The sequence below is a fragment of the Streptococcus oralis genome (assembly GCF_001983955.1).
GTDB lineage: Bacteria > Bacillota > Bacilli > Lactobacillales > Streptococcaceae > Streptococcus > Streptococcus jiangnanensis.
This window is the reverse complement of record NZ_CP019562.1, coordinates 1,223,939-1,239,728: the sequence shown is the minus strand read 5'-3', so window position 1 is coordinate 1,239,728 and position 15,790 is coordinate 1,223,939. Positions and strand designations below refer to the sequence as shown.

Annotated in this window: 17 protein-coding genes, 2 pseudogenes and 1 other annotated feature; all 19 genes and pseudogenes read left to right on the top strand. The window is 38.6% G+C overall.

The features are described from left to right. The first annotated feature begins 40 nt into the window (after positions 1 to 40). Positions 41 to 979: a peptide-methionine (R)-S-oxide reductase MsrB gene (gene msrB, locus BWR56_RS06065; protein ID WP_076984655.1), complete on the top strand. Its 939-nt coding sequence runs from the start codon at positions 41 to 43 to the stop codon at positions 977 to 979. 59 nt (positions 980 to 1,038) lie between these two features. Then, positions 1,039 to 2,763 (top strand): ABC transporter ATP-binding protein, encoded by a 1,725-nt coding sequence (locus BWR56_RS06060; RefSeq protein WP_049505683.1) that lies wholly within the window; start codon positions 1,039 to 1,041, stop codon positions 2,761 to 2,763. A gap of 1 nt (position 2,764) precedes the next feature. Then, on the top strand, positions 2,765 to 4,513 hold the full coding sequence (locus BWR56_RS06055; protein WP_049505682.1) for an ABC transporter ATP-binding protein: 1,749 nt from the start codon (positions 2,765 to 2,767) through the stop codon (positions 4,511 to 4,513). A gap of 100 nt (positions 4,514 to 4,613) precedes the next feature. Next, a complete protein-coding gene (locus BWR56_RS06050; RefSeq protein WP_076984654.1) occupies positions 4,614 to 5,873 on the top strand; it encodes a TRZ/ATZ family protein in 1,260 nt (419 codons plus the stop codon). Between the two features lie 61 nt (positions 5,874 to 5,934). Then, positions 5,935 to 6,070, top strand: a sequence feature (ribosomal protein L10 leader region). Positions 6,071 to 6,108: 38 nt separating this feature from the next. Continuing rightward, positions 6,109 to 6,609, top strand: coding sequence for a 50S ribosomal protein L10 (rplJ, locus tag BWR56_RS06040; RefSeq protein WP_001287274.1), 501 nt, complete (start codon positions 6,109 to 6,111; stop codon positions 6,607 to 6,609). Positions 6,610 to 6,683: 74 nt separating this feature from the next. Continuing rightward, entirely contained in the window at positions 6,684 to 7,052 is a 369-nt protein-coding gene (rplL, locus tag BWR56_RS06035) for a 50S ribosomal protein L7/L12 (protein WP_001196964.1), read from the top strand. Positions 7,053 to 7,253: 201 nt separating this feature from the next. After that, complete coding sequence (locus BWR56_RS06030) at positions 7,254 to 7,427, top strand: hypothetical protein (RefSeq protein WP_000159607.1); 174 nt, start codon at positions 7,254 to 7,256, stop codon at positions 7,425 to 7,427. Then, positions 7,424 to 8,203, top strand: a complete 780-nt coding sequence (locus tag BWR56_RS06025) for a replication initiator protein A (RefSeq protein ID WP_076984653.1) — start codon at positions 7,424 to 7,426, stop codon at positions 8,201 to 8,203. The genes BWR56_RS06030 and BWR56_RS06025 overlap by 4 nt, the downstream gene beginning before the upstream one ends. A 99-nt stretch (positions 8,204 to 8,302) precedes the next feature. Beyond that, on the top strand, positions 8,303 to 9,661 hold the full coding sequence (gene dcm / locus BWR56_RS06020) for a DNA (cytosine-5-)-methyltransferase (RefSeq protein WP_076984652.1): 1,359 nt from the start codon (positions 8,303 to 8,305) through the stop codon (positions 9,659 to 9,661). Beyond that, positions 9,645 to 10,094 carry a hypothetical protein gene (locus BWR56_RS06015; RefSeq protein ID WP_000645882.1) on the top strand — a complete coding sequence of 150 codons (450 nt, stop codon included), beginning with the start codon at positions 9,645 to 9,647 and terminating at the stop codon, positions 10,092 to 10,094. Before dcm ends, BWR56_RS06015 begins: the two co-directional genes overlap by 17 nt. Then, positions 10,087 to 10,467, top strand: a complete 381-nt coding sequence (locus tag BWR56_RS06010) for a thioredoxin domain-containing protein (protein WP_076984651.1) — start codon at positions 10,087 to 10,089, stop codon at positions 10,465 to 10,467. Before BWR56_RS06015 ends, BWR56_RS06010 begins: the two co-directional genes overlap by 8 nt. Before the next feature lie 12 nt (positions 10,468 to 10,479). Next, positions 10,480 to 10,713 (top strand): hypothetical protein, encoded by a 234-nt coding sequence (locus tag BWR56_RS06005; protein ID WP_000840776.1) that lies wholly within the window; start codon positions 10,480 to 10,482, stop codon positions 10,711 to 10,713. Positions 10,714 to 10,715: 2 nt separating this feature from the next. Further along, positions 10,716 to 11,303, top strand: coding sequence for a CPBP family intramembrane glutamic endopeptidase (locus BWR56_RS06000; protein WP_076984650.1), 588 nt, complete (start codon positions 10,716 to 10,718; stop codon positions 11,301 to 11,303). A 337-nt stretch (positions 11,304 to 11,640) separates the two neighbouring features. Continuing rightward, positions 11,641 to 11,904 (top strand): hypothetical protein, encoded by a 264-nt coding sequence (locus BWR56_RS05995; RefSeq protein WP_076984649.1) that lies wholly within the window; start codon positions 11,641 to 11,643, stop codon positions 11,902 to 11,904. A 74-nt stretch (positions 11,905 to 11,978) separates the two neighbouring features. After that, positions 11,979 to 12,508 (top strand): annotated as a pseudogene (locus BWR56_RS05990) (ATP-binding cassette domain-containing protein). Between the two features lie 510 nt (positions 12,509 to 13,018). Further along, positions 13,019 to 13,654 carry a hypothetical protein gene (locus BWR56_RS05985; RefSeq protein ID WP_076984648.1) on the top strand — a complete coding sequence of 212 codons (636 nt, stop codon included), beginning with the start codon at positions 13,019 to 13,021 and terminating at the stop codon, positions 13,652 to 13,654. 30 nt (positions 13,655 to 13,684) lie between these two features. Next, positions 13,685 to 13,961: pseudogene (locus BWR56_RS05980) on the top strand (CPBP family glutamic-type intramembrane protease); the annotation flags it as partial. Positions 13,962 to 14,089: 128 nt separating this feature from the next. Next, positions 14,090 to 14,680: a type IV toxin-antitoxin system AbiEi family antitoxin domain-containing protein gene (locus BWR56_RS05975; RefSeq protein WP_155760978.1), complete on the top strand. Its 591-nt coding sequence runs from the start codon at positions 14,090 to 14,092 to the stop codon at positions 14,678 to 14,680. After that, positions 14,680 to 15,516: a nucleotidyl transferase AbiEii/AbiGii toxin family protein gene (locus BWR56_RS05970; RefSeq protein WP_076984646.1), complete on the top strand. Its 837-nt coding sequence runs from the start codon at positions 14,680 to 14,682 to the stop codon at positions 15,514 to 15,516. Before BWR56_RS05975 ends, BWR56_RS05970 begins: the two co-directional genes overlap by 1 nt. Positions 15,517 to 15,790 lie beyond the last annotated feature (274 nt).

The following is a 15,790-nucleotide window of genomic DNA, read 5'->3' as shown; positions in this document are numbered from 1 at the left end:
GAAGAGTATTGGTTAAAAACTTGATAAAGGAGAAATAAAGATGTCAGAAATTTATCTAGCAGGTGGTTGTTTTTGGGGCCTAGAGGAGTATTTTTCACGAATTTCAGGCGTATTAGCAACCAGTGTAGGCTACGCTAATGGCCAAGTCGAAACAACTAATTACCAGTTGCTCAAGGAAACAGACCATGCAGAGACGGTTCAAGTGATTTATGATGAGAAAGCTGTGTCACTCAGAGAAATTTTGCTTTATTATTTCCGAGTCATCGATCCTTTATCGATTAATCAACAAGGGAATGACCGTGGTCGCCAATATCGTACTGGTATTTATTACCAAGATGAAGCAGACTTGCCAGCTATCTACACAGTAGTGCAGGAGCAGGAGCGTATGCTTGGTCGAAAGATTGCAGTAGAAGTGGAGAAACTTCGCCACTACATTTTAGCTGAAGACTACCATCAAGACTATCTCAAGAAAAATCCTTCCGGTTATTGTCATATCGATGTAACCGATGCTGAGAAGCCATTGATTGACGCATCTAACTATGAAAAGCCTAGTCAAGAAGTGCTGAAGGAAAGCCTAACTGAAGAATCCTACCGAGTAACTCAAGAAGCTGCTACAGAGGCGCCATTTACCAATGCCTATGACCAAACCTTTGAAGAAGGGATTTATGTAGACATCACAACGGGTGAACCGCTCTTTTTCGCCAAGGATAAGTTTGCTTCAGGTTGTGGTTGGCCAAGTTTTAGCCGTCCGATTTCTAAGGAACTAATTCACTATTACAAGGATTTGAGCCATGGAATGGAGCGAATCGAGGTTCGTTCTCGGTCAGGAAATGCTCACTTGGGTCATGTTTTCACAGATGGACCTCAGGAATTAGGTGGCCTGCGTTACTGTATTAATTCTGCTTCCTTACGCTTTGTAGCCAAGGATGAGATGGAAAAAGCAGGATATGGCTATCTATTACCTTACTTAAACAAATAAAACTGAGAGGGTGGGGCTTCCCACTTTCTTCATTTCCAGAATAAGAATAGAAGGGATTTATGAAACACTTACTATCTTACTTCAAACCCTATATCAAAGAATCCATTTTAGCACCCTTGTTCAAGCTACTTGAAGCTGTTTTTGAACTCTTGGTTCCCATGGTGATTGCTGGGATTGTTGACCAGTCCTTGCCCCAGAGAGATCAAGGGCATCTCTGGATGCAGATTGGCCTGCTCCTTATCTTTGCAGTGATTGGCGTTTTAGTAGCCTTGATTGCTCAATTTTATTCAGCCAAGGCAGCGGTAGGTTTTGCCAAGGAATTGACGAACGACCTCTATCGTCATATTCTTTCTTTACCTAAGGACAGCAGAGACCGTTTGACAACTTCTAGCTTGGTGACCCGCTTGACTTCGGATACTTACCAGATTCAGACTGGGATTAATCAATTCCTGCGCCTCTTTTTGAGAGCGCCTATTATCGTTTTTGGAGCCATTTTTATGGCCTATCGCATCTCGGCTGAGCTGACTTTCTGGTTCTTAGTTATGGTTGTCATTTTGACGATTGTCATTGTCGGTCTCTCTCGACTGGTCAATCCTCTCTACAGCAGTCTCAGAAAGAAAACGGACCAATTGGTTCAGGAAACGCGCCAGCAATTGCAAGGGATGCGAGTTATTCGTGCTTTTGGTCAGGAAAAACGAGAGTTACAGATTTTTCAAAACCTTAACCAAGTTTATGCTAGATTGCAAGAAAAGACGGGTTTCTGGTCAAGTTTGTTAACACCTCTGACCTATCTGATTGTTAATGGAACTCTCCTCGTCATTATCTGGCAGGGATATATTTCAATTCAAGGAGGTTTACTCAGTCAAGGAGCTCTCATTGCTCTTATCAACTACCTCTTACAGATTTTGGTGGAATTGGTTAAGCTCGCCATGCTGATCAATTCCCTCAACCAATCCTATATCTCAGCCAAGCGAATTGAGGAAGTCTTTGACGAGGCTCCAGAGGATATCCATTCAGAGTTAGAACAAAAGCAAGCTACCAGCGATAATGTTTTACAAGTCCAAGAATTAACCTTTACCTATCCTGATGCCGCCCAGCCTTCTCTGAGAAACATTTCCTTTGGTATGAATCAAGGGCAAATCCTTGGTATCATCGGGGGAACTGGTTCAGGTAAATCAAGCTTGGTGCAAGTCTTACTTGGACTTTATCCAGTAGACAAGGGGAGCATTGACCTTTATCGAAATGGTCGTAGTCCTCTTAATCTTGAGCAGTGGCGGTCTTGGATTGCCTATGTGCCTCAAAAAGTCGAGCTCTTTAAGGGAACTATTCGTTCTAACTTGACTTTAGGTTTCAATCAAGAAGTATCTGACCAGAAACTCTGGCAGGCCTTGGAGATTGCGCAAGCTAAGGATTTTGTCAGTGAAAAGGAAGGACTTTTGGATGCCCTAGTTGAGGCAGGAGGGAGAAATTTCTCAGGCGGACAAAAACAAAGGCTATCTATTGCCCGAGCAGTCTTGCGCCAAGCTCCATTTCTCATCCTAGATGATGCGACCTCGGCTCTCGACACCATTACCGAGTCCAAGCTCTTGAAAGCTATTAGAGAAAATCTGCCAAATACAAGTTTAATCTTGATCTCTCAACGAACCTCGACTTTACAGATGGCAGACCAGATTCTCCTTTTGGAAAAAGGTGAGCTCCTAGCTGTTGGCAAGCACGAGGACTTGATGAAAACTAGCCAAGTATATCGAGAAATCAATGCATCCCAACATGGAAAGGAGGACTAGCATGAGACGACAAACCGCAAACCAGACGCTCAAACGTTTGGCCATAGATTTAGCAAGCCATCCCTTCCTCCTTTTCCTTGCCTTTCTAGGAACTATTGCCCAAGTTGGCTTATCAATTTACCTACCTATTCTGATTGGGCAGGTCATTGACCAGGTTCTAGTGGCTGGTTCTTCGCTAGTTTTTTGGCAGATTTTCATCCAGATGATCTTGGTGGTCATAGGAAATACATTGGTACAATGGGCCAATCCTCTTCTTTATAATCGTCTAATCTTCTCTTATACTAAAGACTTGCGAGAGCGAATCATTCATAAGCTCCATCGGTTACCGATTGCTTTTGTGGATCGGCAGGGCAGTGGAGAGATGGTCAGTCGTGTGACCACAGACATAGAACAGTTGGCAGCTGGCTTGACCATGATTTTCAATCAATTTTTCATTGGAGTCTTGATGATTTTGGTTAGTATTCTAGCCATGCTCCAAATTCACCTTCTCATGACCCTCTTGGTTTTGCTGTTGACGCCGCTGTCCATGGTGATTTCACGCTTTATTGCCAAACGCTCCTATCATCTCTTCCAGAAGCAAACAGAGACCAGGGGGATTCAGACTCAGTTGATTGAAGAGTCTCTTAGCCAGCAGCCTATTATCCAGTCCTTTAATGCTCAGACAGAGTTTATCCAAAGACTGCACGAGGCGAATGCCAACTACGCAGGCTATTCTCAGTCAGCCATCTTTTATTCATCAACGGTTAATCCTTCGACTCGCTTTGTCAACGCGCTCATTTATGCCCTTCTGGCTGGGGTAGGAGCTTATCGTATTATGATGGGGTCCACCTTGACCATCGGACGTTTAGTGACTTTTTTGAATTACGTCCAACAGTACACTAAGCCCTTTAACGATATTTCTTCTGTTCTAGCCGAGTTGCAAAGTGCTCTTGCTTGCGCAGAGCGCGTCTATGCTGTCTTAGAAAGTCCAGAGGTGGCTGAAACAGGTAAGGAAGTCTTGACCAGTGACCAAGTTAAGGGAGCCATTTCCTTTAAGCATGTTTCTTTTGGCTACAATCCTGAGAAGGTTCTGATTAAGGATTTATCCATTGACATTCCTGCTGGTAGCAAGGTTGCCATCGTTGGTCCGACAGGTGCTGGTAAGTCAACTCTTATCAATCTCCTCATGCGTTTTTATCCTATTAATTCAGGAGATATCTTGTTAGACGGTCGTTCTATTTACGATTATACCCGAGCATCATTGAGACAGCAGTTTGGCATGGTGCTCCAAGAAACCTGGCTCAAGCAAGGGACCATTCATGACAATATTGCCTTTGGAAATCCTGAAGCCAGTCGGGAACAAGTGATTGCTGCTGCAAAAGCAGCCAACGTAGATTTTTTCATCCAACAGTTGCCACAGGGCTATGATACCAATTTGGAAAATGCAGGTGAATCTCTCTCTGTCGGTCAAGCCCAGCTCTTGACCATCGCCCGAGTATTTCTAGCTATTCCAAAGATTCTTATCTTAGACGAGGCGACCTCCTCCATCGATACACGGACAGAAGTGCTAGTACAGGATGCCTTTGCCAAACTCATGAAGGATCGCACAAGCTTTATCATTGCTCACCGTTTGTCAACCATTCAGGATGCGGATTTGATTCTAGTCTTGGTGGATGGTAACATCGTGGAATACGGCAATCATCAGGAACTCATGGCTAGAAAGGGCAAGTATTACCAAATGCAAAAAGCAGCAACTTTTAGCTCTGAATAATCCTTTCTATTTTGAAATCTTATGGACAAAAAAAGTTGCCTTCGGGTGACTTTTTTGTTACAATAGCTAGAAAAAATCAGGGTCTTAGAAGGAGAAAACAATGAAAGTCTATCAGCATGTAAATATCGTGACTTGTGACAAAGATTTCCATGTTTATTTGGATGGTATCTTAGCCGTTAAGGATTCCCAAATCGTCTATGTCGGCCAAGAGGAGCCAGAGATTTTAGAGCAAGCTGAGCAGATTATAGACTATCAGGGAGCCTGGATTATGCCTGGTTTGGTTAATTGCCATACCCATTCTGCTATGACAGGTTTGCGAGGGATCCGGGATGATAGTAATCTCCATGAATGGCTCAATGACTATATCTGGCCAGCAGAAGCAGGATTTACTCCCGATATGACTACCAAGGCAGTCAAAGAAGCTCTGACAGAGATGCTCCAGTCAGGAACAACAACCTTCAACGATATGTATAATCCTAATGGTGTGGATATTGAGCAAATTTATCAGGCAGTTAAGGAATCTAAGATGCGTTGTTATTTCTCACCGACCCTCTTTTCTTCAGAGGCAGAAACAACTGCTGAGACTATAAGCAGAACACGAGCCATCATAGAGGAAATCTTAGGATATGAAAATCCAAATTTCAAGGTTATGGTAGCTCCTCATTCTCCCTATAGCTGTAGTAGAGACTTGCTGGAAGCAAGCATAGAAATGGCAAAAGAACTGGCCATTCCTATCCATATCCATGTGGCGGAGACCAAGGAGGAATCAGGAATTATCTTGAAACGCTATAGCAAACGCCCTCTCGCCTTTCTAGAAGAACTAGGTTACTTAGATCATCCGTCTGTCTTTGCTCACGGGGTCGAATTAAACGAGAGAGAAATTGAACGCTTGGCAACTTCTCATGTAGCAATCGCCCATAATCCTATCAGTAACCTCAAACTGGCTTCTGGAATCGCTCCAATCATCCAACTCCAAAAAGCAGGAGTAGCAGTGGGGATTGCGACAGACTCGGTTGCTTCCAATAACAATCTAGATATGTTTGAGGAAGGACGCACAGCAGCCCTTCTTCAAAAGATGAAAAGTGGAGATGCCAGCCAATTTCCTATTGAAACAGCCCTCAAAGCTCTGACGATAGAGGGTGCTAAGATTCTAGGAATGGAAAAGCAGATAGGAAGCCTAGAAGTTGGCAAGCAAGCAGATTTTCTGGTCATTCAACCACAGGGAAAAATCCATCTTCAGCCTCAGAAAAATATGCTCTCTCACCTGGTTTATGCAGTCAAAGCCAGTGATGTTGACGATGTTTATATCGCTGGAGAACAGGTGGTTAAGCAAGGCAAAGTTTTGACAGTAGAGATTTAAAAAAATTCAAAAAAAGTTTGCAAAAATCTTGCATTCTTTTTTTGTCTATGCTATACTTATATACGGTTTGAAAAAACTGCCTAAGACAGTAGGGGAGCTTGACTCGTAAATATCCTACCGAGGACAAAACGTATCATGTAAAAAGAAGCGTATTGTACTTTCGTGTCTAGGTTTGGGCGCGTTTTTCTTTTGGAAAAATTCCCCAAGCAAAATAATTACGGAGGTGAACACACTAATGAGTGAAGCAATTATTGCTAAAAAAGCGGAACTAGTTGACGTAGTAGCTGAAAAAATGAAAGCTGCTGCATCTATCGTCGTTGTAGACGCTCGTGGTTTGACAGTTGAGCAAGATACAGTTCTTCGTCGTGAGCTTCGTGGAAGCGAAGTTGAGTATAAAGTCATTAAAAACTCAATCTTGCGTCGTGCAGCTGAAAAAGCTGGTCTTGAAGATCTTGCATCAGTATTTGTTGGACCATCTGCAGTAGCATTTTCTAACGAAGATGTTATCGCACCAGCGAAAATCTTGAACGACTTTGCTAAAAACGCTGAAGCACTTGAAATCAAAGGTGGTGCAATCGAAGGCGCTGTCGCATCTAAAGAAGAAATCGTTGCTCTTGCAACTCTTCCAAACCGCGAAGGACTTCTTTCTATGCTCCTTTCTGTACTTCAAGCGCCAGTGCGCAACGTTGCTCTTGCAGTCAAAGCGGTTGCAGACAACAAAGAAGACGCAGCTTAATCTTAAGCTACGCAGCGTAGCTTAGCTACGAAAAAACGATTATAAAATTAAAAACTTATTTGGAGGAAATAACAATGGCATTGAACATTGAAAACATTATTGCTGAAATTAAAGAAGCTTCAATCCTTGAATTGAACGACCTTGTAAAAGCTATCGAAGAAGAATTTGGTGTAACTGCAGCTGCTCCTGTAGCTGTTGCTGCAGCTGGTGCTGCTGACGCTGGTGCTGCTAAAGACTCATTTGACGTTGAGTTGACAGCTGCTGGTGACAAAAAAGTTGGCGTTATCAAAGTTGTACGTGAAATCACTGGTCTTGGACTTAAAGAAGCTAAAGAACTTGTTGATGGTGCACCAGGTGTCATCAAAGAAGGCGTTCCAACTGCAGAAGCTGAAGAAATCAAAGCTAAATTGGAAGAAGCTGGAGCTTCAGTTACTCTTAAATAAGAGGCATATACCAATTAGAATTCGGAATACTATAGTATCAGCCTTTTAGAATCGTGAACACATTTTAGAAACTGATAAATTAATTTAGTTTCCTACCAAAAACCCTACCAAAAATTAATTTGGCAGGGTTTTTCTTTTTAACAAATTTATCGTGGAGAACAATTGTATATTGTTCTCCTTTTTTTATTTTCAGGAGGGAAAATGACAAAAGAACTACAATCATCACGCTATATTGTCATTTCATTTTTAGTACGTGAAATGGGAATTGACATTGTTGAAGCCATCTCTCTTATGGCTGAATTAGAAAAAAGTGGCTTGGTTCGTTTGGAATCAAGTGGAGATTTAATACTCAAAGAACTTGGAGGCGCGCTATGAAACGAATTACCGCAAATCAATACCAAACTTCAGAACGGTATTACAAATTACCTAAAATTCTTTTTGAGGATGAGAAATATATGGATATGAAACTAGAAGTAAAGGTGGCTTATTCTATTTTAAAAGATCGTTTAGAATTATCTCTCAGTCGTGGTTGGATAGATGAAGAAGGAGCAGTCTATTTAGTATTTTCTAATTCTAAACTGATGAGGTTGTTAGGTTGTTCGAAGTCAAAATTACTGTCCATCAAAAAAACTCTTAAAGAATATGACTTAATTGATGAAGTTCAACAGTCTTCAAGTGAGAAAGGGAGACTTGCTAATAAGATTTATTTAGGGGAATTGTCTTCTACCCCAGTAGGTAATTCAAACAGGCCTAGTGTTAAAAAAAGACTAGGGCAGGTTGAAAATGAAAAGCCCCCCGTCTCATATTCAGCCCCTAGTGAGACTGAAGTTAGTGAGACTAAATATAGTGAGACTGATTCTTTATTTATTGAGGATGAGGAGGATAGGAATACTCAACCTATCTTGAAAAGAAAAGTAGAAAAGGTCACAAAATATGATCGAGATTATATTTGGGGATTGGTACAAGATCAATTTAGACGAGAAGGTTTTTCTGAAACAGCTAGTGAAATTGCTATGACTGATTTTGAGAGAATCTATCAGTATGCTCTTGACAATGTTCGCTTTGTCCGACGAGCAGAAGTACTTGCTGAATTTGTGTTTAACGGCCTATATTCTGTTTGGAATAACCGTGTTAGAAAAGGAGGTGGTTAAAATGTCGCCAATCGAGTGGGTATTAGTTATGCTCATTATCATTTCAAGTGGTGTGACACTTTGGACATTGATAGTCGATCAGAAAGGGATAATCAAGAAATGAGATTTATTGATTTATTTTCAGGTATCGGTGGTTTTCGACTTGGAATGGAAAGTGTTGGACACGAGTGTATTGGATTTTGTGAGATTGATAAATTTGCTAGAGAATCTTATAAGTCCATTTTTCAAACGGAAGGAGAAATTGAATTTCATGACATACGAGATATTTCAGATGACGAATTTAAAAAACTTAGAGGAAAAGTCGATGTCATCTGTGGGGGATTCCCTTGTCAAGCATTTTCAATCGCAGGAAGACGATTGGGATTTGAAGATACTAGAGGAACTTTGTTCTTTGAAATTGCTCGGGCGGCCAAACAAATCCAACCACGTTTTCTTTTTCTTGAAAATGTTAAAGGCCTACTCAATCACGATAAGGGACGGACGTTCACCACAATCCTTACCACACTTGATGAGTTGGGGTTTGATGTTGAGTGGCAGGTGCTTAACAGTAAGGATTTTGGCGTTCCCCAAAACAGAGAGAGGGTGTTTATTATCGGACATTCTAGAAAGAAAGGTACCCGACTCTTATTTCCTTTCAGACGAGAAGGTCAAGCAACTAACTCTGAGATTTTAAAAACATTAGGGAATTTGAATCCATCAAAAAGTGGAATGAGCGGTAAAGTTTATTATTCAGAAGGTCTTGCGCCAACCTTAGTTCGTGGGAAAGGAGAAGGATTTAAAATTGCGATTCCTTGTATGACACCAGATAGATTAGACAATAGACAAAATGGTAGACGCTTTAAGGAAAACCAAGAGCCAATGTTTACTTTAAATACTCAGGATCGTCATGGCATTGTCGTTGTTGGAGATTTACCGACTAGCTTTAAGGAGACCGGTCGTGTCTATGGAAGTGAGGGGTTATCTCCAACACTGACTACGATGCAAGGTGGAGATAAAATCCCCAAAATACTGATTCCAGAACCAATCCAATTTCTAAAAGTCCGGGAGGCAACTAAAAAAGGATATGCTCAAGCAGAAATGGGAGATTCAATCAATTTGGAGAGACCAAGTTCTCAGTATCGGCGTGGTAGAGTTGGAAAAGGTATAGCGAATACGTTAACAACTAGTGGTCAAATGGGAGTAGTAGTTGCTAGCTATGAAGGAGAAGATAAGCAAGTTTACCATGTTGCCGGTGTCTTAATAGATGGACAATTTTACCGTTTGAGAATACGACGAATCACTCCTAAAGAGTGTTTTCGCCTACAGGGATTTCCTGATTGGGCTTTTGAAGCTGCTAGAAAAGTCTCTAGTAATAGTCAGCTCTATAAACAAGCTGGTAATAGTGTAACTGTTCCTGTGATTGCCGCAATCGCACAGAAATTAAAAGAAATAGAGGAAAAAGATGAAAGCTTTAAATAAAGAGTCAATACTAGATTGTGATGAATTAGAAACAGAATTACATGACGCAGAAATCAAACAGCTGGATGAACAAATATTTTTGATGCCCAATTATCCATGTGAGTTTGAGGTGACATTTTTAGATGATTACCATAAAAAACACAACTACCCCCTATTTTACGAATCCTATCTTCAAAACATTATGGAATTCCTTGAAAGTCAGGATATAAAGAACGGAGCTGATGCCTTTGTAGATGATCATCAAAATCTTGTTTTTGTTTTATATGGACAAGGCTATCGAGCCGAGGGAAAAGAGGGAATACTTACAACCCAAGTAACTGTAAAAGCTTATGATGAAGACAAGAAACCGATTAACTTCGCAAATTTATTAGATTCCTTAATCGTCTCAGAATATCAAATGGAACCGAATCTTTGGGAGGTCTCCCATGATTGATCTCTATCTAAGTAAAAATAGCCAAAGAAATCAACTTCTTTTAGACTTCTTCCAAAACTATGGCATTAAGGTATCCTGTCATTCGATTTCTGAAATGACAAGGGATAAATTAATTGAGATGATGAGCTATTCTTCAGATTGTTTTGAGTTTTTATCTCCCAATTTATTACGATTTAAGAACCGTGACAATCTAAGATTAACGGATTTCGTTGAGATGATCTTAAAAAATCCTGAACTAAGCATCAGACTACCTCTTGCGGTTTCAAATAAGCGGGTTTATCCAAATCTGAATTTGGAAGAGGCTAGAGCTTTATTGCCAAGAGATACGAAACAATTGATTTACATGGCACAAACACATTATTTATCTAACTAAAGGAGAATGAATATGGCTGAACGATTTTGGGAGAACTTGTCCATTATTTTGGCTGAAAGAAATATCAGCTGGATTGAGTTAACCAGAAAAATGTTTGCGGGAGAATTTCACTATCCAAGTGAATTGAATCGTTTGTATCAAAAGATTCGCCACTATAAGATGGAACAACGAATGCCTCAAAGTCCATGGGTAGAAAGGATTGTACAGGTATTAGATTTAGATTATGAAGATTTATTTCGGAGGTAACTATGAAAAGAATAATTCCAGTTTATATATTTCAACAAGTAAATGTCCTATTGGTATCCCTATACTTACTGAAATTGCTTTGTATCGGTGAGTTAACTATACTACAGATTCTCTATGGTGCGTCGCTTATTTCTTTTTTATGGATGTATGGTCAACGAAAACAAGTGGTCAAGGTCAATATGAAAATTAGGATAAAGTGGCTTGGTATTGGATTCGTTAGCCTACTGATTATAAGTCTATGTTTTAGTCTGATTCATGCTCAAGGAAGTACGAATCAAGCAAACTTAATTGGCCTTCAACATCAAGTTCCTTGGTTTTCATTTTTATTGTTCTTAATCAATGCGAGTATGGTTGAAGAATTTCTGTATCGAGAAATTTTATGGAACTTGGTCAGAAAATTAGATATTCGAGTTGGTTTGACAAGTGTTTTATTTGCCTTAGCTCATCATCCAGGAACCATTTTAGCTTGGTGTTTATATGTTTCACTTGGGATGTTTTTAGGGCTTGTACGCTACATATCGGACTTATGGGGCAGTATGGGGCTACATTTGGTGTGGAACCTACTAGTTTATAGTTTGCTGCTTTTTTAAAATAGGTGACCTGATTTTTAGGTAACTTCTAAAACTAACTTCCAGTTTCCCACAACCTAGTTTTTAGTATGAGAAAAACGCGTGAAATCAGTGGAAATTCTTTTTACACTAACTTCCACTGGTTTTCTTTTTCTTGATATATAAGGGTTCAAAAGCGAAAAGACTCAGAAAAAAGTGAACGACAAATAGCCCTAAAACAGAGTCGTCTTAGAGTAAATTCCAGTTGCCTAGCGTTTAGTGTGAGACTTTTCGGATTAAAAAAACTATTGCATAACAAATAAAAAAATGATATAATTAAAGCGCTTTCGGAAGTAAATATATTAGCGAGGTGGAAGCCATGAAAAAATCAGCAAAAGTTGTTTTATTAGCTAGTTTGTTATCTGTTGGTCTTGTTCAGTCCAGTGTATCTGCTAAGACTGTTCTTAAAAGTTATCGGTATGATTGGAATACCTACTATAAGACTAGTATGAATTACCATGCATATAGTTATAAAGTCATTCCGGAATGGTCTCGTTATTATAGCTATTCCGAGTATATAGTTGGCGGAGGCTGGAACTACGATCGTTATGAGGTAGTAAACCGTTACAGAGGAGGCTATTAATCCTTAAAGAGTGATAAAAAGGAGGGCAAGATATGTTGCAGCTTACTCATGTGACCTTAAAAACGCGATAAGTCATCTTACAAGATGTTGATTTTACATTTGAAAAGGGCAGTATTTATGGCGTTCTTGCTATCAATGGCTCGGGAAAGACGACACTATTCCGAGCTATGAGCAAGTTGCTTCCCCTTAGTAGTGGACACATCGTAGTTCCTCCTTCTTTATTTTATTATGAGAGCGTTGAATGGCTGGATGGAAACTTAAGTGGGATGGACTACCTTCGTCTCATAAAAAACATCTGGAAGTCAGACCTAAACTTGAGGGATGAAATCGCCTACTGGGAAATGGCTGACTATATCAGTCTTCCTTAGGGATGAAGCAACGCTTGGTTATTGCCATGTATTTTCTTAGTCAGGCGAAATGTTGGCTCATGGATGAGATTACAAATGGCTTAGATGAGTATTATCGACAGAAATTTTTTGATAGACTGGCACAAATCGATAGACAAGAGCAGCTGGTTCTTTTAAGTTCCCACTATAAGGAAGAGTTGGTTGATGTCTGCGATAGAATAGTAACCATTCGTCAGGGACAGATAGAAGAGGTTTAGTTTATCGAAAGATGGGGAAGTTCACAGAAAAAAGAATTTTTTAATAGATTCTAGTTTTCCTATAGGGAAAATAAGTAAAAACTAACATAGAGAGGGAATCAACTTGATTCTCTCTTTTTGATTCGAAAACCAAGCCAAAATACAAACACAAACTTTTCAAAAAAAGGTAACTTCTAAAACTAACTTCCAGTTTTGGGAGAGAGATGGAAGTTACTTTGAGAAGTTACGGACCTGATTTTTAGATATTCATAATGAATTTAATTGTTGACAAATATGGACTAATTGCGTATAATGAAGGTAATTAAATGATATAATTACTTGTGGGCTAGTGGATATGGTCTGCACCCGCCTGTGGGCTCCGCTCTCAGTTTAGACTGTTTGTTGAGAAAAAGAATAGCAGGACTGCCTACCCTTGAGGAATAGATAGGGCATATCTAGCGTGAGGTGAAACTCAATACGTGGGAGAGAAGGAAGCAGGAGCTTCCTTCTCTTTTTTAGGAGAAAATTCAAATGACTTATACTTTGGAATGGCTAAAGACTTTTGATGGAGAGATTGATATTCTCAATATTAAGATGAATTGCTTGGCCAATACTATTGAGAAAAATGTTTCTCAGTACAAATATATTTATCAGACAAATATGGAGAACTGTCCTGAAATTATTCTATCAGTCCCAAACTCCTCCATTCCTCATCTATTAGGATTATCTAGAGAACATCATGTTAATTTACCAACTAATAATGCTGGGAGTATTTTTGAAGGATTAAAAGATGATTGGACATTGGAAAGCCTGAATAAAGCTGATAATGGTTGGTTCAACGAAAATAAATTCAAAATAGTTGGAACCTTGTTGCTTTATCAAATGTTACATGTAATAGAGTGTAAATTCTATACAACTGATGGCATTTTGAATAGAAGAGTTGGTAGCCGATTTAGAAGAGATCATATTTATTTTGTAGTCTTTAAATTAAGTAATGGTATTAGTTATACAGTAGAACTATCACGTGAACAAGGTAATCAATACTTTCCAAGAAGCCTTAAAATCAATGATACCTCCGTTACAGATTGTAGAGAAATAGAGCTTAGACTCATTAATAAGATTAGATTTAAGCCAGTTAAGGCAAGAAAGGTGAAATGGCCATCATGATTTAAAAATTGAAATCATGATTACATCACTATTCTTTTCTTAACAAATGTGAGTATTTTTGAAGAATTTCTGTATCGAGAAATTTTATGAAAGTTAATCAGAAAATTAGATATCAGAGTTTCTTTGACAAGTGTTTTGTTCGCATTAGCTCATCATCCAGGAACCATTCTCGCTTGGTGTTTGTATGTTTCACTTGGAATGTTTTTAGGGATGGTGCACTATAAATCTGATTTATGGGGTAGTATGGGGTAGTATGGGGTTACATTTGGTGTGGAACCTATCAGTCTATGTCTTATTTTTTCTTTAATAATAGCTGGTCTGTCTTACGTATGGATTAATTTTGAAATAAAAAACTAAATGAATTGATTTTAAAGAAATAAAATGCTAACATATATAGAAAATGTTAGCATTTTATTTCTAAGAAAGGAGAATGATATGGTTGATAAAAGAGAGAAACTGATGAACTCTTTCAATCAGTATGGTTTTTTAACTTTTAAACAAGTGATAGATGAAAATTTACACTACAAAACCTTATTAAAAATGGTTGCAGAAGGAAAAATCGATGCTGAAGAAAAAGGCTTATATCGCTTACCTGATATTTATTTAGATGAGTGGTTTGTTCTTCAGTATCGATTTCCAAAGGGAATCTTTTCTTTGGAGACAGCACTTTGGTTACATGGTTTATCTTTGACTATCCCTTTTAACATGACGATGAGTTTTCCTTATGGTACGAATACCAAAAACATTAAGGAAGCAGATATACGTCCTATTATTTTACGCTCTCACTATAGTGAAGGAATTATTGAAATAGAGCGTCTTCCTGGCCAATTTATTAAAGTTTATGAAGTTGAACGAGTTTTGGTTGAGTGTCTAAGACCAGTTCATCAGGTGGATCTTCAAATTATTGCACCAGCGTTTAAGAAATATTTTCAACAGAATCAAATTCATTTACACAAATTATTTTATTATGCCCAGCTATTTAAAGTAACTGATAAGTTACAATCTTATACGGAGGTACTATCTTAATGTTTTCAAATGCGAATAGCTTTAAAGCAAAAATCAAAAACATTTCAAAAGATAAGGGAATTCCAGCTCAACAAGTACAACAACATTATTTAATTGAGCAAGTGTTAAAGCTGATTTCTACTAGTTCTTATAGAGATTCCTTCATTGTAAAAGGAGGGTATCTAATAGGTCAAATGATCGGACTAGATAAGCGAACCACAATGGATTTAGATGTCACTCTGAAGGGAACCGAAATGAGCAGAGAACATTTGATTCATATCTTTGAAGAGATTCTTTGTTCTAAAACTGATGGATTTTCATTTTCAGTAGATAAGCTAGAACCTATTCGCCAAGATGATGAATATGGAGGATTTTCATTAAAATTAAATGCAACTTTCGATACATTAAAGGAGTTTGTTTTTATTGATATTACTACTGGTGATAAGATCACACCAAGAGAAATTACTTATTCAATGAGTTCTATCTTTACTAATGAAAGCATCAAGATATGGACATATAATCTAGAGACTGTACTTGCTGAAAAGTTAGAAACGATCATCAGTAGGGGATTGGCTTCGACACGCCCACGTGATCGATATGATCTTTTCACCTTGTATAAACTTAGAAAAGAAGAGATTAATCTAGAAGTATTAAAAAATGCACTTGAGAATACGGCAGAAAAACGTAAAAGTAAAGATACTATTTATAATTGGGAAGAACAAGTGAGAGGAATTGAAATTTCTGATTATCAGAAAGAGCTATGGATTCGTTATCAACGCCAATTTAAGTATGCTAAAGATATCTCATTTGATAACTCTGTTCAGGTTATTAGGGAAATTATGCAACAAATATTTTAGTACAAAAGTAACTCATTAGTAAAGCAGTGAGTTGCTTTTTTTATTCCAATAACTCCAAAAATGTGATAAAAATTTCAACTACTCTTATCTATAATAAAGCTACCTGTTCTTTGAAAATTGAATCCACTCCGTCTTGATTAGCGTGCCTGTGTAAGTAGGGACTGAGAGTATTTCCCTGTGAAGGGCAACTGGCACAAGACGTGTGTGAGAATTTTCTAACAGACACGGAGTTTATCGTTACCAGACTTAAACGATGCGACAAACTAGATAAAGG

Bases quoted from the DNA above. Each gene is read 5' to 3' on its own strand.
- msrB (WP_076984655.1), top strand. From the start codon at position 41: ATGTCAGAAATTTATCTAGCAGGTGGTTGTTTTTGGGGCCTAGAGGAG.
- BWR56_RS06060 (WP_049505683.1), top strand. From the start codon at position 1,039: ATGAAACACTTACTATCTTACTTCAAACCCTATATCAAAGAATCCATT.
- BWR56_RS06055 (WP_049505682.1), top strand. From the start codon at position 2,765: ATGAGACGACAAACCGCAAACCAGACGCTCAAACGTTTGGCCATAGAT.
- BWR56_RS06050 (WP_076984654.1), top strand. From the start codon at position 4,614: ATGAAAGTCTATCAGCATGTAAATATCGTGACTTGTGACAAAGATTTC.
- rplJ (WP_001287274.1), top strand. From the start codon at position 6,109: ATGAGTGAAGCAATTATTGCTAAAAAAGCGGAACTAGTTGACGTAGTA.
- rplL (WP_001196964.1), top strand. From the start codon at position 6,684: ATGGCATTGAACATTGAAAACATTATTGCTGAAATTAAAGAAGCTTCA.
- BWR56_RS06030 (WP_000159607.1), top strand. From the start codon at position 7,254: ATGACAAAAGAACTACAATCATCACGCTATATTGTCATTTCATTTTTA.
- BWR56_RS06025 (WP_076984653.1), top strand. From the start codon at position 7,424: ATGAAACGAATTACCGCAAATCAATACCAAACTTCAGAACGGTATTAC.
- dcm (WP_076984652.1), top strand. From the start codon at position 8,303: ATGAGATTTATTGATTTATTTTCAGGTATCGGTGGTTTTCGACTTGGA.
- BWR56_RS06015 (WP_000645882.1), top strand. From the start codon at position 9,645: ATGAAAGCTTTAAATAAAGAGTCAATACTAGATTGTGATGAATTAGAA.
- BWR56_RS06010 (WP_076984651.1), top strand. From the start codon at position 10,087: ATGATTGATCTCTATCTAAGTAAAAATAGCCAAAGAAATCAACTTCTT.
- BWR56_RS06005 (WP_000840776.1), top strand. From the start codon at position 10,480: ATGGCTGAACGATTTTGGGAGAACTTGTCCATTATTTTGGCTGAAAGA.
- BWR56_RS06000 (WP_076984650.1), top strand. From the start codon at position 10,716: ATGAAAAGAATAATTCCAGTTTATATATTTCAACAAGTAAATGTCCTA.
- BWR56_RS05995 (WP_076984649.1), top strand. From the start codon at position 11,641: ATGAAAAAATCAGCAAAAGTTGTTTTATTAGCTAGTTTGTTATCTGTT.
- BWR56_RS05985 (WP_076984648.1), top strand. From the start codon at position 13,019: ATGACTTATACTTTGGAATGGCTAAAGACTTTTGATGGAGAGATTGAT.
- BWR56_RS05975 (WP_155760978.1), top strand. From the start codon at position 14,090: ATGGTTGATAAAAGAGAGAAACTGATGAACTCTTTCAATCAGTATGGT.
- BWR56_RS05970 (WP_076984646.1), top strand. From the start codon at position 14,680: ATGTTTTCAAATGCGAATAGCTTTAAAGCAAAAATCAAAAACATTTCA.